Source organism: Achromobacter sp. NCFB-sbj8-Ac1-l, assembly GCF_052695805.1.
Genome location: NZ_CP199812.1, coordinates 1,842,787 through 1,868,425, shown reverse-complemented (window position 1 = coordinate 1,868,425; position 25,639 = coordinate 1,842,787). Strand labels below are relative to the sequence as shown.

Here is a 25,639-nt window from a genome sequence, read left to right as displayed (position 1 = left end):
TTAGAGAATCTTCTGGAACATGGTGCGGCGCGTGTTGCGAAACGATGGCCGCACCCGGCTGCTCCAGTCGGTCGCGCGGACTGCCAGCCAGGGCGGGCTGCCGAAGGTTTCGCGGGTCTGCAGGTCGTAGCAGGCGAGATAGCGCGGCCCCTGGTCACGGCATTCGTAGCGCTGTGCGCGCACCGTGCCCGGCACCGACGCCAGGCCCGGCAGGTGTTCCTGGTCGTACCAGGCGTTCAGGTCGGCTTGCGCCTCGGGCAGCACGTCGGTTTCGACGATGTAGTGCCAGGGCGCATCCGCCCCCGCCGACGCGCCGGCCAGATCCAGCGTCAGGTGCAGCACCCGCGCCTGGGCGCCCGGAAACAGCTCGGCCAGGCGCGCCTGCACTTCCGGCAGGCCGCGCGTGTCGCCGTCCACGTATACATAGGTGTCGTCTTCTTCGAGCGCCGCGAATGCCCGCACCCGCAGCCCGGCCAGGCCATCCGTCAACCGCGCGGCCATATCGGCCGCGCGCGCGGCGTCGAAACGCTCGCCCAACGACACCAGCAATACCGTCTTGTCCATGCCCTGCTCCTTTCAGTGTCCGACGCGCAACGCCACCAGGAAGCGCGACACCATGTTGTAGGCCGCGACCGTCGCGGTCAGTTCGACCAGTTCCTGGTCGTTGTACCGCGCGCGCAGCGGCGCGAACAGCGCGTCCGGCACCTCGATGTCGCGCGTCATCGCGTCGGTCAGGGCCAGCACGTCGGCTTCGCCCGCTTCCAGCCCCGTCACCGCCGCTGCCGCCGGGCCGGTGCGCAACTGTTCCACCACAGCAACCGGCATGCCCGCCGCCAGCGCATGCGGCACATGGGCATCGAACTCATAGGGCGCGTTGTTCAGGGTCGCCACGCGCAGGATGATCAGCTCGCGCACTCGCGGCGACAGCGACGTGTTCAGGCGGATAGCGGTCAGCATCGCTTCCCAGCCCTGCACCACGGCGGGGCTGTTCAGCAGCACCTGGTACAGGGGCGAGATGCGGCCGCGCGCGGCCGCGATACGCGATTCGATGTCGGCCAGGGCCGGGCGCGTGCCCGGCGCCACCGGTGTGACTCGGCAGGCATCCATGGCTTACTCCGGGCGAATGTTCTTGCGCTGGATCAGCGCGGTCCACTTCTCGCGGTCGGCGGCGATCAGCGCGGCCAGTTCCTGCGGCGTGCTGGGCGCGGCCTGGGCACCGAACTTCTCCAGCTTGGCGCGCACGGCGGCGTTGTCCAGCGTGGCGCGCAAAGCCTGGTTCAGCTTGTCCACCGTGGCGGCCGGCGTGGTGGCGGGCGCTACGATGCCGTACCAGTTGTTGGACTCGACTCCGGTGATGCCCTGCTCGGCCAGCGTCTTCACATCGGGCAAGAGCGGGTGGCGCGTGGGCGCGGCAATGCCCAGCGGCTTGAGCTTGCCGCCCTGGATGTGACCGATCAGGCCCGGCACGTCGCCGAAGAAGCCCGACACCTGGTTGCCCATGACGTCGTTGATGACCGGCGCCGCGCCCTTGTACGGCACGTGCAGCACGTTGGCGTGGCTGGCGTCGGCGAACATTTCCAGCGTCAGGTGCGGAATGCTGCCGATGCCCGACGAACCCACTGCCACGGACTGCTTGTCGGCCTGCGAGCGCTTGACGAAATCGGCGGCGTCGGTGGCCGGGTTGGCCGGATTCACGACGAACACGGTGGCGTTGTTGACCACGCGCGACACGGGCGCGAAATCGCGCACCGGGTCATACGGCAGGTCCTTGTACAGCGCCGGGCTGATGGCCACCGCGCCCACGCTGGTCAGGAACAGTACCGAGCCATCGCCGGGCGCCTTGGCCACGTAGGCGGCGGCGATATTGCCGTTGGCGCCCGCCTTGTTTTCCACGATGACCTGCTGCTTGAGCTCTTTGCCCAGCTGTTCGGCCAGCACCCGGCCCACCAGGTCCACCGGACCGCCGGGCGGGAAGGCGATGATCAGGCGCACCGGGCCATCGGCGTGCGCCGGGCTCAGGCTGGCCAGGCCCATGAGGCCTGCGAATACGAGTTTCTTGAACATGGTTGTCTCCTCGGGATTGTCGTGTCTTGTTGTTGCCTGCGGTCAGGCGATGAGCGCGCTACGGAAATCCGTACAGGCGCGCCGGGTTGTCCACCAGGACCTGCTGGCGCGATGGCGCGTCCGGGCAGGCCAGGAAAAAAGCGTCGGCCAGTTCGCCGTCGTCGGGCATGTCGCCCGCCACGTTCGGATGCGGCCAGTCGGTGCCCCACAGCGTGCGCTCGGGCAGCGCATCCACCAGGGCCCGCACAAAAGGAACGCCTTCGGCAAACGGCCGACGGCCCGAGGCGATGCGGTCGATACCCGACACCTTCACCCAGGCCTTGGGTTCCGCGGCCAATTCCAGCAGCGCGCGAAAGGCCGGCGCATCGACGCCGTCGGATGCCTTGACGCGACCCATGTGATCCACCACGAACGGCACCGGCAGCGCGCGCAGGCGCGGCAGCAGCTCGGGCAACATGGCGCCGTCCAGATGCAGGCACACATGCCAGCCCAGCGGCGCGATCAGGCCGATGACGTGATCGAACACGGCCGGATCGGGCGCGCCGCCCAGGTGCGGCACGAAATTGAAACGCGCCCCGCGCACCCCGCCCTCGTGCAATCGGCGCACGCTGGCGGCCGTGGCATCCGCCCCCAGCAGCGCCACGCCGCGATAGCGCCCCTGGCTTTGCGCGAGCGCGTCCAGCAAGGCGGCATGGTCGCTGCCGTGGCAGTTGGCCTGCACCACCACCGCGCGCTGCACCCCCAGGTGCGCATGTAGCGCCGCCATCCTGGCGTAGGGCGCATCGGGCGGCGTGTACGAGCGCCCCTCGGCATAGGGAAACACGTCGGCCGGGCCGAACACGTGGCAGTGCGTGTCGCAGGAGCCGGCCGGCAACGCATGGCGGGGACGGGAAGGTGACGCAAGCGGAGGGCGGCAATCGGGCACGGCGGGTTCCTGCGGGAAAAACGCCATCCTCCCGGATTGCGGGCCGACTAACAATGCTATATCTTTAATTTCAGATATAGAAAATATAAATATCATCACCCACTCCATGGACCTCAAGCAGATCGAATACTTCGTGCGCGTCGCCGAACGGCGCAGCTTTTCGCGCGCGGCCGAAATGCTGGATGTCGCCCAGCCCACCCTCAGCCGCCAGGTGCGGCTGCTGGAACTGGAACTGGGCCAGCACCTGCTGTATCGCAACGGCCGCGGCGCCGAACCCACCGAGGCCGGCCTGCGCTTTCTGGAACACGCCCGCGCCCTGCTGGCCCTGGCCGACCGTGCCAAGCAAGACCTGCAGACCCTGCGCGAAACGCCCACCGGCAAAGTGGTGGTCGGCCTGCCGCCGCGTATTGCCCGCGTGCTGACCCCGCCCCTGGTGCAGGCGTTTCGCCGCCGCTTTCCCGACGCCTCCATCGCCGTGGCCGAAGGCCTGAGCGCGCAGATGCGCGAATGGCTGCTGGCCGGCCGGGTCGACCTGGCGCTGCTGTACGACCCGGCGCCGTCACCACAACTGGCCTATGAATCGTTGTTTCGCGAAAACCTGGTGCTGGTGGCCGCCGCCAACCACCAGCCGCCCCTGCCCGACCGCATCGCGGTGGCCGGGTTGGGTGCGTACCCGCTGGTGCTGCCCAGCCTGCCCAACGCCATCCGCACCCTGGTCGAAAGCGTCTGCCGCGCACAGGGCGTGCGCTTGCAAGTGGCGGCCGAAGTGGACGCCGTGCAGACGATCGTGGAACTGGCCGCGCAGGGCGACGCCTACGCCATCCTGCCGCGCTCGGCGGCGCGCGGGCCGGCGGCCGAACACGCGCTGTCGCTCAGCGACATCGAGTCGCCACCCATCACCAACAACCTGGTGCTGGCCAGCGCCCGCCATCGCCCCGCCACCCGGCTGGCGGCGGCCACCGGCGAGCTGATCCGCCAATTGAACCTGGCCGCGCTGTTTGCCCCTGCGACGGGCGCTCAATCCTGAGCCCCCACGCAGAACGCCACCCGGCCCCCCGGACGCTGGCCACCGCGCATCGCCGCCGCCCTCACCACCGGGCGCCCCCCGCCCACCCGGTTCAAAAGAGTTAAAATAGCCCTCTGATTTCTTGTTTGGCGGCCTGTTGCTGTCAAAGTCTGCTGTCAAAGCCCCGTTGGCGTCTTACCTCAAACAATGACCACTATCCTCCCGAACCTTCCCACCGGCCAGAAGGTCGGCATCGCCTTCTCCGGCGGCCTCGACACCAGCGCCGCGCTGCTCTGGATGCGCAACAACGGCGCCATCCCGTACGCCTACACCGCCAACCTCGGCCAGCCCGACGAAGCCGACTACGACGAGATCCCCCGCAAGGCCCTGGCCTACGGCGCCGAAAACGCCCGCCTGATCGACTGCCGCGCGCAGCTGGTGGCCGAAGGCATCGCCGCCCTGCAGGCCGGCGCCTTCCACATCTCCACCGCCGGCATCACCTACTTCAACACCACGCCCATCGGTCGCGCCGTCACCGGCACCATGCTCGTGGCCGCCATGAAGGAAGACAACGTCAACATCTGGGGCGACGGCAGCACCTTCAAGGGCAACGACATCGAGCGTTTCTACCGCTACGGCCTGCTCACCAACCCCGACCTCAAGATCTACAAGCCCTGGCTCGACCAGCGCTTCATCGACGAACTCGGCGGCCGTTCGGAAATGTCCGAATACATGCGCCAAGCCGGCTTCGACTACAAGATGTCGGCTGAAAAGGCCTACTCCACCGACTCGAACCTGCTGGGCGCCACCCACGAAGCCAAAGACCTCGAGCACCTGAACTCCGGCATCCGCATCGTCAAGCCCATCATGGGCGTCGCCTTCTGGCGCGACGACGTCGTCGTCAAGGCCGAAGAAGTCACCGTGCGCTTCGAAGAAGGCCAGCCCGTCGCCCTGAACGGCGTCGAATACAGCGACCCCGTCGAACTGCTGCTCGAAGCCAACCGCATCGGCGGCCGCCACGGCCTGGGCATGAGCGACCAGATCGAAAACCGCATCATCGAAGCCAAGAGCCGCGGCATCTACGAAGCCCCCGGCCTGGCCCTGCTGTTCATCGCCTACGAACGCCTGGTCACCGGCATCCACAACGAAGACACCATCGAGCAATACCGCGAAAGCGGCCGCAAGCTCGGCCGCCTGCTGTACCAAGGCCGCTGGTTCGACCCCCAAGCCATCATGCTGCGCGAAACCGCCCAACGCTGGGTCGCCCGCGCCATCACCGGCGAAGTCACCATCGAACTGCGCCGCGGCAACGACTACTCGCTGCTCAACACCGAATCGCCCAACCTGACGTACGCCCCCGAGCGCCTGTCGATGGAAAAGGTCGAGAACGCCCCCTTCACCCCCGCCGACCGCATCGGCCAGCTCACCATGCGCAACCTCGACATCGTCGACACCCGCGAAAAGCTGTTCACCTACGTGAAGACCGGCCTGCTCTCCTCCTCCGGCACCTCGCTGCCCCAACTGAAGGACGAGGCCAAGAAGAAGTAATTCTTCCCGCCCGACAAAAAGCCCCTTGATCGCTCAAGGGGCTTTTTTTATCCGTGCAAATCCAGCAACCTCACACACCCCACCGCCCAAACGCCAAAAAAGGCCGCCCGCGCGGCCGACTTTGGCGACCCACCGCCCCACCAAAGACTTTAGGCCCCCCAAGCACACGGATCCCAAGCCAACCGTCAAGCAGGCACAACGCAGCCCGGCGCGTTGGCGGCTCGGGGGTGCGGGGCGTGTAGATGCGCCCGAGGGAATTCGAAGGGAGCCGAAGGCGGACGAGAATGACGAAGGGGAAGTCCGGAGCAAAGGCTCCGGACCGCAATCGTAGCCCCGCACCCCCGAGCCGCCAACGCGCCAGGCGTCTCAAGAACCCACGACGCTACAAAAAAACCTTAAAGCTCAACCTGCATCCCCATCTCAACCACCCGATTGGCAGGAATCTTGAAGAACTTGGTACTACGCGTAGAGTTCCGAGCCATGAAAGAAAACACCGCCCGCCGCCACCGCCACAAAGCCGGCTTGCGAGCCGCCACCACCGTCTGCCGCGACAGGAAATAAGACGTCCGCATCGGCTCAAGATCCAGCTCCGGATAAGCCTCCGCCACCAGGCGCAGCGCCTCCGGCACGTCCGGATCTTCCTTGAACCCGTAATTGATCGTCGCCGCCCAGCTGGACGCGCTCAGCTTGTGCACCGTAAAGCGCTCTTCCGGCGAAATGTACGGTACGTCCGCCACCAGGATCGTCAGGAACAGCACGTGGTCATGCAGCACCTTGTTGTGCTTCAGGTTGTGCAGCAAGGCCGGCGGCACGTTCCCCGAATTCATCGTCATGAAAATCGCCGTGCCCGGCACCCGCGACGGCGGATATTCCTCGAGCTGCTCCATGAATTCCTTGAGCGGCTGGCGGTCGCGCTGCTGCATCTCCGACAGCAGCCGACGCCCGCGGCGCCACGTCATCATCAGCGTGAACACCACGATCGCCACCACCAGCGGCAACCAGCCGCCTTCGTGGATCTTGAACACATTGGCCGAAAACAGCAGCACGTCGAACAGCAGCAACAGCCCCAGCACCACGAACCACAGCATCCGCTTGGCCCCCGTCGTGCCGCGCGGCAGCACCGCGAACGCCAGCACCGACGTCGTCAGCATCGTCCCCGTCACCGCGAACCCGTAGGCCGCCGCCAAGTTGTCCGAATTGCGGAACAGCAGCACCAGCACCAGCACTGCGCACAGCAGCAGCGCATTGACCTGCGGCAGGTAGATCTGGCCCTTTTCCACTGCCGACGTGTGCAGGATCTGCATGCGCGGCCAGAAGCCCAGTTGAACTGCCTGGCGCGTCACCGAGTACGCGCCGGAAATCACCGCTTGCGACGCCACGATCGTCGCCACCGTCGCCAACGCCACCAGCGGCGCCAAGCCCCATTCCGGAGCCATCATGAAGAACGGATTGCGAATCGCCGTCGGATCACGCAGCAGCAAGGCGCCCTGGCCAAAGTAGCAAAGCGTCAGCGCCGGCAGCACCATGCTGAACCAGGCGCTGCGGATCGCCGGACGGCCGAAGTGGCCCATGTCCGCGTACAGCGCCTCGGCGCCGGTCAGCGCCAGCACCACCGCGCCCAGCAGCACGAAGCTGATCAGCGGGAACTCGACAATGAAGCGCAGCCCCCACATCGGGTTCAAGGCCGCCAGCACCTCCGGCGTCTGCCACACCTGCCAGCCCCCCAGCGCCGCCAGCGTACCGAACCACAACAGCATCACCGGCCCGAACAGCTTGCCCATCGCCCCGGTGCCGTGCGACTGGATCGCGAACAGCGCCACCAGCACCACCAGCGCCAGCGGCACGACCCAGGCATCGAGCGTGTGCGACACGATGCTGATCCCCTCCAGCGCCGACAGCACCGAAATCGCCGGCGTGATCATGCTGTCGCCATAGAACAGCGCCGCGCCGAAAATACCCAGCACGATCAGCACCCACCGCAGCTTGCCCTCGCGGCTGCGCACCGCCAGCTCCAGGAGCGCCAGGGTGCCGCCTTCGCCGCGGTTGTCCGCCCGCAGGATCAGCGTCACATACTTGAACGACACCACCAGCATCAGCATCCAGAAGAGGATGGACAGCACGCCCAGCAAATGGGCCGGCTCCAGGTCGGTGTGCACGCTCAACCCGGTCAGGCAGGCCCGCAATGTGTACAACGGGCTGGTACCGATGTCGCCGTACACCACTCCCAGCGCCCCCAGAACGAGCGCCGCGCGCGAAGACGGCGCATGGCCGGCAGGTGCGTGACCGGGGGGAGAGGAAGGAACGCCAGCCGTGCCTTGGCTCATGATGTGGGTTCTTGCCGAGTGAGTTGAGCCCCTTTGCGGGGGCCGGGAAACACGACGGAAAGCCGTGTTCCGGAAAAGTCGGGACGGCTGGTGAGCTTCCACCAGGCGCCGTGCGCATGCGCGATCTCGCGCACGATCGCCAGCCCCAGGCCCGACCCGCCGGCCGTGACCGTGGGCGAGCGGTAGAACGCCTCGAACACGCGGTCGCGCTCTTCGGGCGGAATACCGGGGCCATCGTCCTCGACCGTCAAGGACGGCGGGTTGGCGCCGACGATCAAGGTGATCTTGCCGGTCGCGTTGCCGTAGCGCAGCGCATTGTCGATCAGGTTGCCGAGCAGCTCGGCCAGCAGCAACGGGTCGGCATCGATCCAGATCGGCGCATCGGGCGCCACCAGATCCAGTTCATAGCGAGCCTCGCGCACCCGCGGAAACCACTCGGCGCCGTGCGCCCGCACCCATTCGCACAGATCGATGCGCACAAAGCTGTCCTGCGGCCGGGCATTGGGGTCGGCGCGCGCCAGCACCAGCAACTGCTGGCCCAGACGGATCATGCGGTCGCTGACCGCCTTGATACGCTCGGCGCGGGCCCGCACGTCGTCAGGCAAGGGCCGTGCCAGCATCAATTCGGATTCCAGCCGCAGGCCCGACAGCGGCGTGCGCAACTGGTGCGCCGCGTGGCCGATGAAGCGGCGCTGCGCCGCCAGCGACGCATCCAGCCGCAGCAGCAGGTCGTTGGTATGGGTGACCAGGGGCTCGATCTCGACCGGCACGCCGGCCACTTCCAGCGGCTGCATGTCGTCGATGGAGCGCTGCCGGATTTCCTCGGACAGGTGGTTGACCGAACGCAGGCCGGACCGCACGCCCTGCACCACCACCCAGGTGAACAGCCCGATCAGCGCCACCTGCCCCACCACCATCAGCCAGAAGAAGTCTTCCAGCATCCACAACGACATGTCGATCTTGTGGGTGATGACCCAGGTCGCGGCCAGGTCCAGCAGCACCAGCAGCAGGATCGGCGGCATCAGCCGGATGACCAGATGCCGCGCAAGCGAACGGGACGGGAGCAAGGGGCGCGAGGCCGGGGGAGAGGGGGGAGTGCGTTCGTGCGTCATGACGCGGAGCCCTCGCTTAGACGGGAATGGCGTCCGGCCGCTGCAAACGGCCTATACCGGCCGGTGCAGGACGGCCAGGCGGGCCGTCAGGCCGTTTCCACATCCAGCATGTAGCCGAAGCCACGCACCGTCTGGATGCTGGCGCCCGTGCCTTCCAGGCGCTTGCGCAGACGGTAAACGTAGACTTCCACTGCGTTTTCGCTGAAGTCGGCGTCCCAGGCGGACAGGGAATTGACGATCTGGCGCTTGGTCACCACCCGGCCCACGCGGGCCATCAGCATTTCCAGGACGGACAGTTCGCGCACCGACAGCGACAGGCGCTGGCCGTTGGCACGGACTTCGCGGCCGACGGTGTCGAACACCAGCGGGCCGACTTCGATCAGGGGCTGCGCCTGCCCTGCCCTGCGGCGGCCGAAGGCGCGCACGCGCGCGGCCAGCTCGGGCAGTTCAAAGGGTTTGGTGACGTAGTCGTCGGCGCCGGCATCCAGCCCGGCGACGCGGTCTTCGATGCCGTCGCGGGCCGTCAGGATCAGCACCGGAACCTGGTTGCCGTCCTGGCGCAACTGGCGCAGGACGTCCAGGCCGCTCATACCAGGCAGGTTGAGGTCGAGCAGCATCAGGTCATACGGCTGGCCTGCCAGCGCGCCCAGAACCCGGTCGCCCTCGGTCAGCCAGTCGACCGCATACCCCTGGTCGGCCAGAAATTCCTGGAGCGCATGGCCCAGGGTGGTGTCGTCTTCGATTACCAGAACTCGCATGCCGCGATTCTAGCGCGATCCCAAAAAAAAGGGGCGCCCAATGCGCCCCTTTTCCCAGGAAACGTTCACTTGCCGGTCGGTGCCGGGGCGGCGGCGCCCGCCGGCGCGCCGGCCGACGGGGCTCCGCCCGAGGGCGGCGTGGTGACGAAGCCGATGCGCGTCATGCCCGATCGCCGGGCCGAGGCCATGACCTTGGCCAGGGTCTCGTAGCGGGTGTTCTGGTCGGCGCGGATGCGGATTTCCGGTTGCGGCTTGGTGCCGGCGATCGACTTGAAGCGGTTCGGCAGGTCATCGATATTGACCGGCTTCTCGTCCCAGAACAGCGCGCCGCTGGCATCGATGGCCAGGTCCACGGTCTTGGGTTCTTCCTCGATCTGCTCGGCAGCCACCTGGGGCATGTTGATCTTGATCGAGTGCGCCAGCAGCGGCGCCGTGATGATGAAGATCACCAGCAGCACCAGCATGACGTCGATCAGGGGCACCATGTTGATCTCGGAAACCGTGTGGCTTCCGGACCCTTTACCCTCAAAGCTGCCAAAAGCCATTATTCGCTCCCGCGTTGAACCGCGGCGCCGTTACCGTTCTGGCGGCGCAGGGCACGCACCTTGCCGTCGGACAGGGCCACTTGCTGGCCGGTCGTCAGGAAGGCGAACAGATCGTGCGCGAAGGCATCCAGGCGCGACAGGAACACGCGGTTGTTGCGCACGAAGGTGTTGTAGGCCAACACGGCCGGAATGGCAACCGCCAGGCCCAGGCCAGTCATGATCAGTGCTTCGCCCACCGGCCCGGCGATGCGGTTGATGGTGACGCCATCGGACAGGCCGATGCCGACCAGCGCGTGGTACACGCCCCACACCGTACCGAACAGGCCGACGAACGGCGCCGTCGACCCCACCGAGGCCAGCACCGTCAGGCCGTTTTCCAGCTTGGCGGTTTCTTCGTCGATCACCTTGCGCATCGTGCGGGTGACGAAGTCGGTGTTCGAACCGGCTTCTTCCAGCTTGGTGGCGCCGAACTTGCTGTGGTGCGCCTGGGCGTGCATGGCGTGGCTGGCCAGGTGCGAGAACGGATCGCGCGCGCCGTGCGTCACGATTTCGTTTTCGACCTGCTCGAGCGAGCTGGCGTTCCAGAACTTGTTCAGGAAGTCGGCCGAGCGCTTGCGCATGCTGACGTTGCTGGCAACCTTGACCAGGATCAGGTACCAGGTCACCAGCGACATCAGGATCAGGATGATGAACAGGCTCTTGCCCACGAAGTCGCTCTGGGCGACGAAGTGCAGGAAGCCCATGTCGGGGACGGCCGCAGGCGCGGGCGCCGCGGGCATTGCGGCGGCTGCGGTGTGCAGCGCATCGGTGGCTTGCTGGACGGTGCCGGCAGCCTGCTGGGCGACGCCACCGGCCGTGGCGGCGGCCTGCTGGGCAGCGGGCGCGGCGGCGGCAGCCGCCGGCGCCGCGGCCGGGCTGGTGGTCGCCTGCGCCACCAGGGTAGCGCTATGCATTGCGTTGGACATCTCAGTTCCTCATTACGAAATCGAACGGAATTTTTGCTTTGGCGGGGTAAGCCACGCCGTTGCGGGTATACGGTTTGAAACGGCCCTTGCGGGCAGCGGCCAGCGCCGATTCGTCAAGCCTTGGGAACCCCGAAGACGCGTCGATGGTCGCCCGCTCGACGAGCCCCTGGGTATTGATTTCCACCAGCACCACCACGCGCCCCTCTTCCCGCATGCGGCGCGAAGCCATCGGGTAATTGGGCATGGGCCGCGCTCCCTGGAATTCGATACTGGACACCATTACCGGCTGGTCCGGCGGCGGACCCTGCTGGGGGCCCTGCGGCGCCTGCGTGCCTTCGGGCGCGCCGGCCGGCGGCGTCTGCACGGGCGGCGTTTCCTTCTTGGGCTCGGGCTTGGCTTCCTGCTTGGGCTGGGGTTTGGGTTTCGGCTTGGGTTTGGGCTTGGGCGCCGGCATCGGCGGCTTCTCGACGACGGGCTCGGGCTCGGGTTCCGGCTCGGGCTTGAGTTCCGGTTCGGGTTCGGGCTCGGGTTCGACCTCGGGCTGCGGCGGCGGCGTTTCGACGACCGGCTGCGGCGGTTCCGGTGTGGGCTCGGCTTTGGCGATCTGGGGAATGGGTGCGTCGACTACGCTCACCATGATGGCCTCGGGTTCCTCCAATTCAGGACGGCTTGCGGGTGCCATGTAAATGGCATAGACCACTGCGGCATGTAGCGCAACGACCGCCAGGCCAGCGCCTGCGCGAATACCAAATGAAGACGTCGGAGTAGAGTTCAAACCACGTTGAAAGCTAGGCATGAATCAGCCAGGGTGCATTAACTTATCTGGCCAGCCAGAAAAAAGACGCGCGCCCGAAGGCGCCGCCGGCTGACCGGTACAAGCCGAACATCATATCTTAAATGCGAATGATTCGCACGCCATATTTCAGGTGGAACAGAGTAACACTCTTGATGTCGCTCAACCCGGGACCGATGCCCCTGCATCGTTGCGCCCAGGCGGGCGGCCCCCATGGGCTGGCCCGATGAATCGCGCGCAAAACAAAAAACCCGCCACGGCGACGTGTGCGGGTTCTGGATCGGCTTGGCGGTGCAAGACCGCTGACTGCTTCTGGTGGGTGCTACAGGGGTCGAACCTGTGACCTACGCCTTGTAAGGGCGCCGCTCTACCAACTGAGCTAAGCACCCGTCTTGGTTGCGGCTTTCGACTTTGCGAAAAACGCCTGCCGGGGTACTCAAAAGCAATACGCGGGCCGGAGTATACCGGACCGCGTACCTGTCGGCAAATCACCGGGCGCCGGAGCCGCGGGATTCGCCATGGCGTCAATCAGTTGACGGCGTCCTTCAGGGCCTTGCCCGGACGGAACTTCGGCACCTTGGCCTTCTTGATCTTGATGGTTTCACCCGTGCGCGGGTTGCGGCCGGTGCGAGCTGCGCGAGCCGACACGGCAAACGTGCCAAAGCCCACCAGGGTGACCGTACCGCCCTTCTTCAGGGTGGTCTTGACGGCACCGATCAGGGCGTCGAGCGAACGACCGGCGGCAGCCTTGGAGATATCGGCCTTGCTGGCGATGTGATCGATGAGTTCGGTTTTGTTCATTCAGGTGTACCCCTCACAAGGTATGGAGTCTGCCGGGAGTGCAGTTCATGGCTGTCATGGGAAGGCCACGACTTGACGCGAAGACCCGACAAACGACGAACAGACTAGTGGATAAACTTTTTCTTGCGCTGCAAAGCACAACTTTTAAACTGCTGCGCCGCTTGGGTTTCAAGGACTTTCAAGCCCTCAAACCGTCAGCGACGCAGACGTGTATTAGGCCTTGGCGTAGAGCGGCTGTCAAGCGAAAACCTCACCACAACCCGCACCAATACTAGCTTTTAGGTCTTTTCGCAATAAACAAAAACGCGCATTTCGGGGTTTGCGCGACACCCCCGCAACGCGTTCTGGAACAGCGTCAGACGTCGACCCAGCGGCGCAGCAAATTGTGATAGATGCCGGTCAGCTGAACGATCGACGCATGGCCCGGCGTGTCCTGGTTCAAGCGCTGTATGGCCACGTCCATGTCGAGCAGCAAGGCGCGCTGGCTGTCTTCGCGCACCAGGCTTTGCATCCAGAAGAACGAGCTCACGCGGGCGCCGCGCGTCACCGGGTTGACCTTGTGCAGGCTGGTGCCTGGATACAGCACCATGTGCCCGGCAGGCAGCTTCACGGCGCGCGGGCCGTACGTATCGTCGATGACCAGCTCGCCGCCGTCATAGGAATCAGGGTCCGAGAAAAACAGCGTGGCGGACAGGTCGGTGCGCACGCGTTCGGCCGTGCCGGTGACGCCACGCACGGCGTTGTCGACGTGATAGCCGAAGGCCTCGCCCCCTTCGTAGCGATTGAACAGCGGCGGGAAGATCTTGCGCGGCAAGGCCGCCGACATGAACAGGTTGTTGACTGCCAGGCGCTGCAGGATCAGGTTGCCCAGTTCCTGCGCCAGCGGATGCTGTTCGGGCAATTGGCGGTTGCGCTTGACCTCGGCGGACTGGTAGCCCGCCGTGACCTTGCCGTCGACCCAGTCGACAGCGTCCAGGCGGCGGCGGATATCGGCCGCCTCGATCGGAGAGAAGACTTCGGCAATCTGTATCAGCATGGGTTCCTGCCCTGTTCGGCCGGCGCGCTGACGCACCGGCGCTCCCCGTGGATTATCCCGGCAGGCAGCCGTTGAGCGCCTGATCGAAATCAAACAGCAGATCGGCTTCGTCTTCGATGCCCACGGACACGCGGATCAGGCTGTCGGCGATGCCCATCTGCTTGCGGCGTTCCGCGCCCATCTCGTAGTAGATGGTGTGCGCGGCGGGCAGCGCCAGGCTGCGCGTGTCGCCCAGGTGGGTGGCCATCAGCACGACGCGCAGGCGGTTCAGGAAGTCGAAGCAATCGACGCCGTCGGCAAGCTCCACGCCCAGCAGTCCACCGAAACGCGAACCGAACAGTGCCGCGGCGCGCGCGTGCTGCGCGTGGCTGGCCAGTCCGGGGTAATGCACCTTGGCCACGCCGCGGTGCTCTTGCAGGAAGCGCGCCAGCGCCAGCGCATTGGCGCAATGCTTGGCCATGCGCAGCGCCAGCGTCTCGGCGCCCACGGCAATGCGGTGCGCGGGTTCGGCCGCCAGCGTGCCGCCCATGTCGCGCAGGCCCTTCTTCTTGATCTGGGTCAGGCCCCAGCTGGTGGGTGAACCCTTGCGGTAGGTGTCGTAGATATTGGCGTAGTTCGACCAGTCGTACAGGCCCGTGTCGGTCACCGCGCCGCCCAGCGCGTTGCCATGACCGCCGATGTACTTGGACAACGAATTCATGACCAGCGAAGCCCCCACGGTGGACGGCCGGAACATCCACGGCGACGTCAGCGTGTTGTCGACGACATAGACCAGGCCCTTTTCACGGCAGATCTCGCCGATGACGGCCAGGTCCGCGACCTGCGTGCCGGGGTTGGCGATGGTCTCGGTGAACACCATGCGCGTGTTGGGCTGGATGGCCGCGCGTACTTGCGCGGAATCGGTCGCGTCGACGAAGGTGATCTCGACGCCCAGTTCCTGCAGCGTCCCGAACAGGCTGTTGGTGTTGCCGAATACGTACTGGCTGGAGACCAGGTGATCGCCCCGGCGCAGCAAGGTGGTGAAGATCGCGGCCAGCGCGGCCATGCCCGTGGAGAAGCTGACGGTGCCCTTGCCGCCTTCCATGTGGTTGATCTTGGCTTCGAGCGCCGTGGTGGTCGGCGTACCCTGGCGTGCGTAGGTGAACCCCGCCTTGCCCTGGAACACCGCGGCCAGCTCGCGGGCGTCGTCGTAGGCGAACTCGGACGAGGGATGCATCGGCTTGTGCACCGCTCCGTGCTCGACGGATTGCTGGCGGTCGGAATGGAGGATCGTGGTGGTAAAGCCGTTCTGGTGCATGATGGGCTACGCGGAAAAGAATGGGCTACGAAAAAGGAAGTACCAAAAAAACAGCGTGGGATCAGTCCTGGCGCTGGCGCACGGTCTCGTACAGGCACACGGCGCTGGCCACACTGACGTTCAGGCTTTCGACCGAACCCAGCATGGGGATATTGACCAGTTGGTCGCAGGTTTCGCGAGTCAGGCGGCGCATGCCCTCGCCTTCGGCGCCCATGACCCAGGCCATCGGCTGACGCGCGTCGATCTTGTGCATGCTGTCGGTGGCCTGGTCGTCGGTGCCCACCAGCCACACACCGCGGTCTTTCAGGCTGCGCATCGTGCGCGCCAGGTTGGTGACCATCAGGTAAGGCACGGTATCGGCCGCGCCGCAGGCCACGCGCTGCACGGTGGCATTCAAGCCCACCGCGCGGTCGCGCGGCGCGATGACGGCGTGCACGCCGGCGGCGTCCGCTGTGCGCAGGCAGGCGCCCAGGTTGTGGGGGTCGGTCACGCCATCAAGAATCAGCAGCAGCGGCGGGCCTTCGATGACGTCGAGCACTTCGTCGACGTCGACCGCCAGCTGGCGTTCGTCGGCCAGCGCCACCACTCCCTGGTGGCGGGTGCCGCGCGCCAGGCCGTCCAGGCGTTCCATGGGCACCGGGTGCAGGCGGCAGCCGGCCTTTTCGACCTGTTCGATGAACGTCTGCATGCGCTTGTCGCGGCGCGACGCTTCTACGTAAATATCCTTGATCGACTCGGGCGCGTGGCGCAGCCGCGCGACCACCGCGTGAAACCCGGCAAGAACTTGGGTCGACGCCATAAATGCAATACCTTTAGAAAAACGAATACCCGCCCCAGAGCGGAGCGGGCCGCCGGACGGGTCCGGCCATAGGCGCAATGTTACCCCTTATGGGGCGCTTGTCCCACGTCCGGCCCGCGGGCTTGCCGCAAGACCGGACGCTGTCGGGTCAGTGGCGCTTGCGCACGGCTTTCTTGGCCGGCGCGGCGCGCTGGGGGGCCTTGGCCGGCTTGCCGGCCTTCTTGGCCTCGGCGCGCCGCTCCTTGGCGGTCTGCCCTTTCAGTGCGGCCGGCTTGGGCGCCGCCGCCTTCTTCACGCGGCGCGGACCCTCGTCGGGGCCGCGGGCCGCCGCCTTGCGCAGGGCGTCGAAGCTGGTGCCCTGCACCAGGCGGAACTCGATGCGGCGCGCTTCCAGGTCCACGCGCGACACCTGCACCTGGACCTTGTCGGTCAGGCGATAGCGCATGCCCGTGCGTTCGCCGCGCAGCTCGTGCAGCGCGTCGTTGAACTGGAAGTATTCGCCGCCCAGTTCCGACACGTGCACCAGCCCTTCCACGTGCAGGGTGTCGAGCGTGACGAAGATGCCGAAGCTGGCCACGCCCGTGACGGTACCGCTGAAGTCTTCGCCCACGCGTTCTTTGACGAACCAGCACTTGAGCCAGGCCTCGACATCGCGGGAGGCCTCGTCGGCGCGGCGTTCGCTGGCCGACAGCACCAGGCCCATCTTTTCCCAGATGGCGTGTTCGTGCTCGCGCTGGGTACGGCCGATGACGACCGGCTGGTCCTCCAGGCTGGGCACGTAGCGCTGCCCGGCCAGCAGGGCCTTGATCACGCGGTGCGTGAGCAGATCGGGATAACGACGGATCGGCGAGGTGAAGTGACTGTAGCCGGGATAGGCCAGGCCGAAGTGACCCAGGTTATCGGGGCTGTAGATGGCCTGCTGCATCGAGCGCAGGCACATGGTCTGCAGCAGCTGGTAGTCGGGACGACCACGTACCGAATCCAGGAAATCACCATAGTCCTTGGCCGTGGGCGTCTCGCCCCCGCCCAGCGACAGGCCCATGGTGCGCAGGAATTCGCGCAGCGACTGCAGGCGCTCGGGTGTCGGGCCTTCGTGAATGCGGTACAGGCCGGGATGCTTGCTGCGCGTCATGAAGTCGGCCGCGCAGGTGTTGGCGGCCAGCATGCACTCTTCGATCAGCTTGTGGGCATCGTTGCGCACCGACGGCACGATCTGTTCGATGCGGCCCAGCTCGTTGCAGACGATCTTGGTCTCGACCGTGTCGAAGTCGATGGCGCCGCGCTTCTTGCGGCTCTGCGACAGCAGGTGATAGAGCTCGTACAGGCTCTGCACCTGCGGCATGACGGCGCGCATGGCATGGGCGGCCGGACCGCCAGGCTGCTGCAGCGCAGCCCAGATATTGGTATAGGTGGTGCGGGCGTGCGAATGCATGACCGCGTTATAGAACTGGTATGCCGTGACCGTGCCGGCCTTGGCGCCGGTCGCCGGGATCACCATGTCGCAGACCAGCACCAGGCGGTCGACGTCCGGGTTCAGCGAACACAGGCCGTTGGACAGCGATTCGGGCAACATCGGTATCACGCGGCGCGGAAAGTACACGCTGGTACCGCGCTCGACCGCGTCGTCGTCCAGGGCGTCGCCGGGACGCACATAATTGCTGACGTCGGCAATGGCCACCAGCAGGCGCCAACCGGGACGCTTGCGCTGGCCGGTACCCAGTTCGACGGCTTCGCAGTAGACGGCGTCGTCGAAGTCGCGCGCATCTTCGCCATCGATGGTGATGAGCGGCACGTCACGCAGGTCGACGCGATCTTTCAGGTCGCTCTTGCGCACCACGTCGGGCAGGCGGGCGGCCTGCTTGCGCGCGGCTTCCGAGAATTCCACGGGCACGTCGAACTTGCGCACCGCGATCTCGATTTCCATGCCCGGATCATCGATTTCACCCAACACTTCGGCTACGCGGCCCAGCGGCTGCGTATGGCGGGTGGGCTGCTCCATGATCTCGACCGCCACCACCTGCCCATGCTGGGCGCCATTGGTGTCGCTGGGAGGAATCAGGATGTCGTGCTTGATGCGCTGGTCTTCAGGCACCACGATGGACAGGCCGTGCTCATGCAGGAAGCGCCCCACCAGTTTGTTGGTGCGGCGCTCGATGACTTCGACGATGGTGCCTTCCGGCTTGCCCCGGTATTCGCCCGTGGGCTTGACCAGCACGCGGTCGCCATGCAGTACCTTGAGCATTTCGCGCGGCGACAGGAACAGGTCCGGCCCGCCGTCGTCGCGCAACAGGAAACCGAAACCGTCGCGGTGACCCAGCACCTTGCCGGCGACGAAATCCAGTTTGGTCGCCAGCAGCAGGACACCCTTGCGGTTGGGCATCAACTGGCCGTCGCGCTCCATGGCGCCCAGGCGGCGTTCGAAACCCACCAGCGTCGCGGGACGCTCCACGCCCATGCGCTCGGCCAGCTCCACGGGTGACAACGGCGCCCCCGCGGATCGCAGCGCTTTCAGGATGGCTTCACGGGACGGGACATCGGGGTCGAAGTCAGGCGGCGCTTCCGGCAACGGAGTGGATCTGTTGTTGTTCGATTCGTTATTCGATCGTTTTGCCAAAGCTAAATTTTCCGTATATAATGCGCAGCTTCTGTGGTTCGCCCAAGGCTGAACACTGAAGCAGAAGTGGTCGAGACGGATTGTAGATTGATTTTTTAACTACATACTGTTTTGTGATTTCTGACTGCACCGGCAGCATCGGTAATGTGAAAAACAAAACCCATGCAACTGAGCGGCAGCGTATCACAAAGTCTTTACCGAAATCTCTCAGTGCCCAGGTGGCGGAATTGGTAGACGCGCATGGTTCAGGTCCATGTGCCGCAAGGTGTGGAGGTTCGAGTCCTCTCCTGGGCACCACGGAATTCCGATCAAGGCGGCTGGCATCACGATGCAAGCGGCGTTGATTAAAAAGTTGAAGGCCCCGGTAATCGAAAGATTGCCGGGGCTTTTGCTTTGCGGCGCGCCCCAGCATGTTTGGCGCCCTATCCCCGCCACGCCCGCTCAGCGCCGGGGCACCTTTCTATTGAGGTGATGGCGCGCATACAGGTCCGCGCCCATGCCTTCGATCTGCCCGTCGATCAGCGCTTCGAACGGCCGCAGCAAGGCATCGAAGTGGTGCGGCGCCTCCAGCGCATTGAGCGCATGGGTTACCGCTTCGATGGTGGACAGGGCGCCGGGGATGTCGGCATGCCGGACCCGATAGCGCGTCGTCAATCCGGCGGGCAGCATCACTCGCGGCAGCGCGGCCAATTCGGGATTGATGTGCAGCAGCTTGCGTGCATGGGTCCAGGTGCCGTCCGGCACGATCAACTGCACCGGTCCGCCACGGGCTGCCGCACAGCCCGGCTGCAGCACCTGGGCGCCCTCGCCCGGAAACAGCACATGCGACGCCCAGCCCGGCTCGGCCCATTGCTCGGGCCGAAAATACTCCCCCACCAGCCGGCGCCCGCCCGCCAGCCCCAGCACCGCCAGTCGGGCCGTGTTCAACGCATGGCGCGCTTCGCTGGGGTGCTGCAACACCAGCACGCGCGTGCGCGGCGCCAACGAGGGAATCAAGGCGCACAGGCAATGGGATTCAGGGCGCTTGCAGCGCAGGCAGACAGTACGAGACATGGGGCGACACTATAGCGAAAGCGACGCCTTCAAAAAAAATCCAAAAAAAATGAAAAAAATGCCGCACGACTTGCACACTTTAAAAAAAGTATGCATAATCTCGTTCCTCTGCTGCTGAACACGAAACGAAACGCAAGCCGCTAGCTGAAAAGCCAACGACAAGCGCCGCGAAATGTGAAGCAACAGCGCCCAGGTGGCGGAATTGGTAGACGCGCATGGTTCAGGTCCATGTGCCGCAAGGTGTGGAGGTTCGAGTCCTCTCCTGGGCACCAATTATTACATCACGAGGTACCTGTCGTGATGCGCCAAGAAAAACCCCGTTCGCGAATGCGACCGGGGTTTTTTCTTTTCTGCTGACGGCTCTGCCGCCAACCCGAAGCCAGGTCGCCGGCCCGCCGCATCGCGGGCCGGGTCCCCGCCTTAAGCCAGCACCCGCGTCATCACGACGTGCGCAATGCCGGCCTCGATGAACTCCTCGCCTTCCACGCGGAAACCGTGCGCTTCGTAGAAGCCCTTGGCGTGGGTTTGCGCGTGCAGCACCAGCATGCGGTGGCCGTCGCCGTGGCCCTGCCCGATCAGGGCATCGAGCAACAGGCCGCCCACGCCCAGGCCGCGCGCCCGCTTGTGCACGGCCATGCGGCCGATGTGGCCGTCGGGCAACAGGCGCCCGGTGCCCAGCGGCGTGCCGTCGGCGGCATAGGCCACGGCGTGCACCGAGACCGCGTCGTCATCGTCCATCTCGACTTCGGGCGGCACGTTCTGTTCGATCACGAACACTTCATAGCGCACCGACGAGGCGTCGTCGCGCAGGCGGTCCCAGGTTCCCAGAGAGATGCGTACCGCCGGTTTTTCGCTGGCCATGTTGTTTTCCTTCGCGTCGCCGCTGTCCATGATTGCGTTGCCCTCATTTTCGCAGGGATGGCTCCCCGGTGAAACAGGCGTACGATCGCGGCTGGCCTCCCCTCGCCCATGCCCATGCCGCAAGCCGCCACGCCCGCCTGGTTGAAATTCGCCCCCGCGCTTTTCCTGCTGCTGTGGTCCAGCGGCTTCGTGGTGCTCAAGGTCGGGCTGGCCTATGCCGACCCGATGACCTTCCTGGCGCTGCGCTACGCCTGCGTGCTGCTGCTGCTGGCACCGCTGCTGCTGGCGTTGCGCCCGCCGCTGCCGCGCGGCGCCAGCGCCTGGGGCCACCTGGCCATGGTCGGCCTGCTGCTGCAGGCGGGCTATTTCTGCTTTACCTACCTGGCACTCAAGCACGGCATGTCGGCCGGCGGCGTCGCGCTGATCACATCGCTGCAACCCATCCTGATCGGCCTCTTGGCACCGGCCATCGCGCACGAACGCGTCGATGCGCGGCGCTGGGCCGGCCTGGGACTGGGCGTGTGCGGCGCCGCGCTGGTCATCGTATCCAAGGCCTCGGTCGACCTGGCGTCGCCACTGGGCCTGGCGTTCGCCGTGGCCGCCCTGCTGTGCATCACCAGCGGCACGCTGTACGAAAAGCGCTTCGGGGTGCAGACCCATCCCGTCACGTCCAATACCGTGCAATACACGGTGGGACTGCTGGTGAGCGCACCGCTGGCCTGGTGGCTGGAACCCATGCAAATCGAGTGGACCGGACCGCTGCTGGGCTCGCTGGCCTATCTGGTGGTCGGCAATTCGCTGGTCGCGATCACGTTGCTGCTGGCGATGATCCGCCATGGCGAGGCGTCCCGCGTGTCCGCCCTGTTCTTCCTGGTACCGCCCACCACGGCCGTCATCGCCCTGCTGGTGCTGCAAGAGCCGATTCCGCCGCTCGCCTGGCCCGGCATGGCGCTGGCGGCGCTGGGCATCCTGCTGGTGACGCGATCCGCGCGGCCGGCGTCCGCCCGGTAGAATGACCGGCTTTTCGCCCCCCCTCTCATGCCGCCATGAATGCCGTCATCACCGCCGCCCTGCCGGTCTTTGCGCTGATCCTGACCGGATGGCTGGCGGCGCGGTGGCGCGTGCTGGGGGCTGGCGCCACCGACGCCCTGAACCGCTACGTGGTCTACCTGTCGTTGCCGGCGCTGCTGTTTCGCGCCATGACGCAGGTGGACCTGACGCGCATGGCGCACTGGGGTTTCGTGGGCGCGTTCGCCGGCGGCATCGCCGTGACCTTCCTGGTGTCGTTCGTGCCACGCAAGCGCGGCCCCACCGGCCTGACCGACCGCAGCATCGAGGGGCTGGCCGCCTCATACGCCAACGCCGGCTACATGGGCATTCCGCTGTGCCTGGCACTGTTCGGCGCCGAAAGCCTGGCGCCCGCGGCCTTCACCACCCTGCTGACGGCCAGCGTACTGTTCGGCGTGGCCATCGCCTTGATCGAATTCGACCGCCAACAGGCGCCCAGCCTGCCCGCCACGCTGCTGAAGGTCGGCCGGGCGCTGATGCGCAATCCGCTGCTGGCCGCACCGGTGCTGGGTCTGGCCTGGGCCGGCACCGGCGTGCCGCTGCCTGATGGCGTGGACCGCTACGTAGCACTGCTGGGCGCGTCGGCCAGCCCCTGCGCGCTGGTGACCATTGGCCTGTTCCTGGCGCAGACCGAAACCGCCAGCGCCGGTCCGGGCGTGCTGCGGCTGGTCGCCGGCAAACTGCTGCTGCAACCGGCCGTGACGGCGTTGCTGGCCTTCCAGGTGTTTTCCATGCCGCCGCTGTGGGCCTGGACCGCGGTGCTGATGAGCGCCCTGCCGATTGGCACCGGCCCGTTCATGCTGGCCAAGATGTATGGCCGCGACGCCCGCGTCACGTCGCGCGCGATCCTGGTGTCCACCGTCTTGTCCGTCCTGACAGTCAGCGTGCTGGTGGCCTGGATCAGCGCCCACCCGATTTCGTAGCGCTCGCCAAGGCGAGCCCCTATATTATTAATAGTTATTAAAGAAGCATAAATAGATGCTTTGAGAAATGTTCGCTGCCCTTTAGACTTGATCCACGATGACGGGTGCGGCGACGCGCCCGTTTGCATTGACTGACCGATTTTCCCCGGACTCGCCCATGAGCACCCACGCCTCCACCCTGCCCTTGCCGTCGGCGCTGCCGCCCATCCAGATCAACCGCAAGCCGCTCTGGATTGCACTGCTGCTGGTGCTGGCCGGCGCCCTGTACCTGAACCAGACGGTCAGTTGGCGCCAGGGCGCGTTGTGGATAGTTGGCGCGCTGCTGGGCGTGGCGCTCTACCACGCCTCGTTCGGCTTCACCCAGGCGTGGCGCGTATTCGTGTCGGATCGCCGCGGCGCCGGGCTGCGCGCGCAGATGTTCATGCTGGCCGTGGGCGTGCTGCTGTTCTTCCCGTTCCTTGCGCAGGGCTCGCTGTTCGGCCAGCCCGTCAACGGCCTGGTGTCGCCCCCGGGCGTTTCGGTGCTGCTGGGCGCGTTCCTGTTCGGCATCGGCATGCAGCTGGGCGGCGGCTGCGCCTCGGGCACGCTGTTCGCGGTGGGCGGCGGCAATACGCGCATGCTGGTCACGCTGTTGTTCTTCATCATCGGCTCGGTCATCGCCACCGCCAACTTCGGCTGGTGGTCGACCCTGCCCGCGCTGGCACCCACCTCGCTCATCAAGACCTGGGGCCTGGCGCCCGCGATCATCGCCAACCTGGCGGTGTTTGCCCTGATCGCCTGGATCGCTACCGTCCTGGAAAAACGCCGCCACGGCCACGTGGTGTCGTTCGCCTCGCGCACGGCCCGGCCGGCGTCGCTGCTGCAAGGCCCCTGGCCGCTGATCTGGGGCGGCGTGGCCCTGGTGGTACTGAACTTCGCCACGCTGGCGCTGGCCGGCCGCCCCTGGGGCATCACGTCGGCCTTCGCGCTGTGGGGCGCCAAGGCGCTGGATGCCATGGGCGGCGACGTGGCCACCTGGGCCTACTGGAGCAAGCAGGCCGCCCTGGGCGCGCCGCTGCGCCAGGACGTGACCACGGTCATGGACATCGGCCTGATGCTGGGCGCCCTGGCCGCGGCCAGCGCCGCCGGCAAGTTCGCGCCTGTCTGGAAGGTGCCCGCCCGTTCGCTGGCCGGCGCGGTCATCGGCGGCCTGCTGCTGGGCTACGGCGCACGCCTGGCCTTCGGCTGCAACATTGGCGCGTATTTCAGCGGCATCCTGTCGGGCAGCCTGCACGCCTGGCTGTGGTTGCCGGCCGCTTTCGCGGGCAGCGCCCTGGGCGTGCGCCTGCGCCCGCTGTTCGGCCTGGCGGTCGAAAAGACGCCCGCGGCATCCAGCTGCTGAAAAACACTGTTCCAGCAATGCCCCCTGCCAGGGGGCATTTTTACGTCCGCCGTGGTGTAAGGTTGCTGCATTCCGCAACACGGAGATGGACATGCAATGGATTGCCGGCCGCTTCACGGCCTTTATCTTGACCCTGGCGGGCGCCGCCGTGACCACCGTGCTGGCCGCCACGGACTCGCTCGGATGGCTGTGGGCCGCCATCCCGCTGGCCATGCTGGGGGCCCTGGGCGTCTACGACCTGATCCAGACGCGCCACGCCATCCGCCGCAATTACCCGGTGCTGGGCAACCTGCGCTTTCTGTTCGAATTCATCCGCCCCGAGATTCGCCAATACTTCCTGGAAGACGACACCCAGGCATCGCCGTTCTCGCGCGCGCAACGTTCGATCGTGTACCAGCGCGCCAAGCGCGAGATCGACAAGCGCCCCTTCGGCACCCAGGAAGACGTCTACGGCGACCGCTACGAATGGATCAACCATTCCATGTCGCCCACCCACATCCGCGATACCGATTTCCGTGTCACCGTCGGCGGGCCGGACTGTACCCAGCCCTATTCGATGTCGGCCTTCAACGTGTCGGCCATGAGCTTTGGCGCCCTGTCGGCCAACGCCGTGCTGGCCCTGAACGAAGGCGCGCGCCAAGGCAATTTCGCGCACGACACGGGCGAAGGTGGCATCAGCCGCTACCACCGCCAGCCGGGCGGCAGCCTGGTCTGGAACATCGGCTCGGGCTACTTCGGCTGCCGTGACGAGCACGGCGCGTTTTCCGAAGAAGCCTTCATCAAGAATGCCTGTACGCCGCAGGTGAAGATGATCGAGATCAAGCTGTCGCAAGGCGCCAAGCCAGGCCACGGGGGCATCCTGCCCGCCGGCAAGGTCACGCCCGAAATCGCCGAAGCGCGCGGCGTGGTCGCCTGGCAGGACTGCAATTCACCGGCCAGCCACTCGGCCTTCGACACGCCCATCGGCCTGATGAGGTTCGTGGCCCGCCTGCGGGAACTGTCGGGCGGCAAGCCGGTTGGCTTCAAGTTCTGCGTGGGCCACCCCTGGGAATGGTTCGCCATCGTCAAGGCCATGCTCGAAACCGGCATCACGCCCGACTTCATCGTGGTCGACGGCGCCGAGGGCGGCACCGGCGCCGCGCCGGTGGAATTCGTCGACCATGTGGGCACGCCGCTGCGCGAAGCCCTGCGCCTGGTGCACAACACCCTGATCGGCGTGAACCTGCGCGACCGCATCAAGCTGGGCGCCTCGGGCAAGATCATCACCGCGTTCGACATGGCCCGCGTCATGGCCATGGGCGCCGACTGGTGCAACGCCGCGCGCGGCTTCATGTTCGCCATCGGCTGCATCCAGGCGCAGGCCTGCCACACCGGCAAATGCCCGACCGGCGTAACGACCCAGGACCCGCTGCGCCAGCGCGCGCTGGTGGTGCCGGACAAGGCCCAGCGCGTGGCCAACTTCCACAAGAACACGCTGCATGCGTTGGCCGAGTTGCTGGCCGCTGCCGGCCTGACGCATCCGGGCCAGCTGCGGCCGCACCATATCGCCCGCCGCATCTCGTCCAGCGAGATCCGCCTGCTGTCGGCGCTGTTCCCCGAACTGGCTCCCGGCGAGCTGCTGCGCGGCGAATTCCGCCACCAGGTGTTCCGCGCCGGCTGGGCCATGGCGCAGGCCAATTCGTTCCAGCCCACGCACGACATCAGCACCGCGCTGGCGCAGGAACGTGCGATGGCCCATCCGCCGCAGGCTGCGCCGGCCTGACGGC

23 protein-coding genes and 3 tRNA genes are annotated in these 25,639 nt (G+C 66.3%); 8 read left to right on the top strand and 18 right to left on the bottom strand.

The features are described from left to right. The 4 genes from ACUDP5_RS08645 to ACUDP5_RS08630 are packed head-to-tail and all read right to left on the bottom strand — an operon-like array spanning position 1 to position 2,989. Positions 1 to 564, bottom strand: a complete 564-nt coding sequence (locus ACUDP5_RS08645) for a hypothetical protein (protein WP_445658556.1) — start codon at positions 562 to 564, stop codon at positions 1 to 3. Positions 565 to 576: 12 nt separating this feature from the next. Then, positions 577 to 1,107: a carboxymuconolactone decarboxylase family protein gene (locus ACUDP5_RS08640; protein ID WP_445658555.1), complete on the bottom strand. Its 531-nt coding sequence runs from the start codon at positions 1,105 to 1,107 to the stop codon at positions 577 to 579. 3 nt (positions 1,108 to 1,110) lie between these two features. Continuing rightward, on the bottom strand, positions 1,111 to 2,064 hold the full coding sequence (locus tag ACUDP5_RS08635; RefSeq protein WP_175219106.1) for a Bug family tripartite tricarboxylate transporter substrate binding protein: 954 nt from the start codon (positions 2,062 to 2,064) through the stop codon (positions 1,111 to 1,113). 58 nt (positions 2,065 to 2,122) lie between these two features. Further along, the gene (locus tag ACUDP5_RS08630; RefSeq protein WP_445658554.1) at positions 2,123 to 2,989 is read right to left on the bottom strand and encodes an amidohydrolase family protein; all 867 of its coding nucleotides are present in this window, start codon (positions 2,987 to 2,989) and stop codon (positions 2,123 to 2,125) included. Between the two features lie 106 nt (positions 2,990 to 3,095). On the opposite strand from ACUDP5_RS08630, the gene ACUDP5_RS08625 reads away from it, so the two are divergent. Further along, positions 3,096 to 4,016 (top strand): LysR substrate-binding domain-containing protein, encoded by a 921-nt coding sequence (locus tag ACUDP5_RS08625; protein ID WP_445658553.1) that lies wholly within the window; start codon positions 3,096 to 3,098, stop codon positions 4,014 to 4,016. A 186-nt stretch (positions 4,017 to 4,202) separates the two neighbouring features. Then, positions 4,203 to 5,543, top strand: coding sequence for an argininosuccinate synthase (argG, locus tag ACUDP5_RS08620; protein WP_175194718.1), 1,341 nt, complete (start codon positions 4,203 to 4,205; stop codon positions 5,541 to 5,543). A 395-nt stretch (positions 5,544 to 5,938) separates the two neighbouring features. Here the strand turns inward: argG and ACUDP5_RS08615 are convergent, their stop codons facing one another. The 12 genes from ACUDP5_RS08615 to rnr form a co-directional block, all read right to left on the bottom strand. Beyond that, positions 5,939 to 7,867, bottom strand: coding sequence for a potassium transporter Kup (locus ACUDP5_RS08615; RefSeq protein WP_263914973.1), 1,929 nt, complete (start codon positions 7,865 to 7,867; stop codon positions 5,939 to 5,941). Next, positions 7,864 to 8,979 (bottom strand): sensor histidine kinase, encoded by a 1,116-nt coding sequence (locus tag ACUDP5_RS08610; RefSeq protein WP_263914972.1) that lies wholly within the window; start codon positions 8,977 to 8,979, stop codon positions 7,864 to 7,866. The genes ACUDP5_RS08615 and ACUDP5_RS08610 overlap by 4 nt, the downstream gene beginning before the upstream one ends. Positions 8,980 to 9,065: 86 nt before the next feature. Continuing rightward, on the bottom strand, positions 9,066 to 9,737 hold the full coding sequence (locus ACUDP5_RS08605; RefSeq protein WP_006218435.1) for a response regulator transcription factor: 672 nt from the start codon (positions 9,735 to 9,737) through the stop codon (positions 9,066 to 9,068). A 65-nt stretch (positions 9,738 to 9,802) separates the two neighbouring features. Further along, positions 9,803 to 10,282 carry a biopolymer transporter ExbD gene (locus tag ACUDP5_RS08600; protein ID WP_263914971.1) on the bottom strand — a complete coding sequence of 160 codons (480 nt, stop codon included), beginning with the start codon at positions 10,280 to 10,282 and terminating at the stop codon, positions 9,803 to 9,805. Next, positions 10,282 to 11,247, bottom strand: a complete 966-nt coding sequence (locus ACUDP5_RS08595) for a MotA/TolQ/ExbB proton channel family protein (protein ID WP_263914970.1) — start codon at positions 11,245 to 11,247, stop codon at positions 10,282 to 10,284. Before ACUDP5_RS08595 ends, ACUDP5_RS08600 begins: the two co-directional genes overlap by 1 nt. A gap of 1 nt (position 11,248) precedes the next feature. Beyond that, positions 11,249 to 12,043: an energy transducer TonB gene (locus ACUDP5_RS08590; RefSeq protein WP_263914969.1), complete on the bottom strand. Its 795-nt coding sequence runs from the start codon at positions 12,041 to 12,043 to the stop codon at positions 11,249 to 11,251. Positions 12,044 to 12,353: 310 nt separating this feature from the next. Next, positions 12,354 to 12,429: transfer RNA gene (locus ACUDP5_RS08585), tRNA-Val, on the bottom strand. 139 nt (positions 12,430 to 12,568) lie between these two features. Continuing rightward, on the bottom strand, positions 12,569 to 12,841 hold the full coding sequence (locus tag ACUDP5_RS08580) for an HU family DNA-binding protein (protein ID WP_003812968.1): 273 nt from the start codon (positions 12,839 to 12,841) through the stop codon (positions 12,569 to 12,571). A 355-nt stretch (positions 12,842 to 13,196) separates the two neighbouring features. Then, a complete protein-coding gene (locus ACUDP5_RS08575) occupies positions 13,197 to 13,877 on the bottom strand; it encodes a Fe2+-dependent dioxygenase (protein ID WP_263914968.1) in 681 nt (226 codons plus the stop codon). A 52-nt stretch (positions 13,878 to 13,929) separates the two neighbouring features. Beyond that, positions 13,930 to 15,174, bottom strand: a complete 1,245-nt coding sequence (locus tag ACUDP5_RS08570; RefSeq protein WP_445658552.1) for a cystathionine gamma-synthase family protein — start codon at positions 15,172 to 15,174, stop codon at positions 13,930 to 13,932. A gap of 61 nt (positions 15,175 to 15,235) precedes the next feature. Then, positions 15,236 to 15,973, bottom strand: a complete 738-nt coding sequence (rlmB, locus tag ACUDP5_RS08565; RefSeq protein WP_175194733.1) for a 23S rRNA (guanosine(2251)-2'-O)-methyltransferase RlmB — start codon at positions 15,971 to 15,973, stop codon at positions 15,236 to 15,238. Between the two features lie 148 nt (positions 15,974 to 16,121). Further along, on the bottom strand, positions 16,122 to 18,587 hold the full coding sequence (gene rnr, locus ACUDP5_RS08560; RefSeq protein WP_263914966.1) for a ribonuclease R: 2,466 nt from the start codon (positions 18,585 to 18,587) through the stop codon (positions 16,122 to 16,124). A gap of 212 nt (positions 18,588 to 18,799) precedes the next feature. Here rnr and ACUDP5_RS08555 point away from each other — a divergent pair. Continuing rightward, positions 18,800 to 18,884: transfer RNA gene (locus ACUDP5_RS08555), tRNA-Leu, on the top strand. A gap of 144 nt (positions 18,885 to 19,028) precedes the next feature. On the opposite strand, the gene ACUDP5_RS08550 is transcribed toward ACUDP5_RS08555, so the two are convergent. After that, complete coding sequence (locus ACUDP5_RS08550; protein WP_445658551.1) at positions 19,029 to 19,640, bottom strand: tRNA-uridine aminocarboxypropyltransferase; 612 nt, start codon at positions 19,638 to 19,640, stop codon at positions 19,029 to 19,031. 187 nt (positions 19,641 to 19,827) lie between these two features. On the opposite strand from ACUDP5_RS08550, the gene ACUDP5_RS08545 reads away from it, so the two are divergent. Next, positions 19,828 to 19,912: transfer RNA gene (locus ACUDP5_RS08545), tRNA-Leu, on the top strand. Positions 19,913 to 20,060: 148 nt separating this feature from the next. Here ACUDP5_RS08545 and ACUDP5_RS08540 read toward each other — a convergent pair. After that, the gene (locus ACUDP5_RS08540; protein WP_445658550.1) at positions 20,061 to 20,501 is read right to left on the bottom strand and encodes a GNAT family N-acetyltransferase; all 441 of its coding nucleotides are present in this window, start codon (positions 20,499 to 20,501) and stop codon (positions 20,061 to 20,063) included. 114 nt (positions 20,502 to 20,615) lie between these two features. Here ACUDP5_RS08540 and ACUDP5_RS08535 point away from each other — a divergent pair, with 114 nt between their 5' ends. The 4 genes from ACUDP5_RS08535 (at position 20,616) to ACUDP5_RS08520 (ending at position 25,635) form a co-directional block, all read left to right on the top strand. Beyond that, positions 20,616 to 21,512, top strand: a complete 897-nt coding sequence (locus ACUDP5_RS08535) for a DMT family transporter (protein ID WP_263914990.1) — start codon at positions 20,616 to 20,618, stop codon at positions 21,510 to 21,512. A 35-nt stretch (positions 21,513 to 21,547) separates the two neighbouring features. Further along, positions 21,548 to 22,492: an AEC family transporter gene (locus ACUDP5_RS08530; protein ID WP_445658549.1), complete on the top strand. Its 945-nt coding sequence runs from the start codon at positions 21,548 to 21,550 to the stop codon at positions 22,490 to 22,492. 157 nt (positions 22,493 to 22,649) lie between these two features. Next, positions 22,650 to 23,873, top strand: coding sequence for a YeeE/YedE family protein (locus ACUDP5_RS08525; RefSeq protein WP_445658548.1), 1,224 nt, complete (start codon positions 22,650 to 22,652; stop codon positions 23,871 to 23,873). A 91-nt stretch (positions 23,874 to 23,964) separates the two neighbouring features. Further along, positions 23,965 to 25,635, top strand: a complete 1,671-nt coding sequence (locus ACUDP5_RS08520) for an FMN-binding glutamate synthase family protein (RefSeq protein ID WP_263914961.1) — start codon at positions 23,965 to 23,967, stop codon at positions 25,633 to 25,635. Positions 25,636 to 25,639 lie beyond the last annotated feature (4 nt).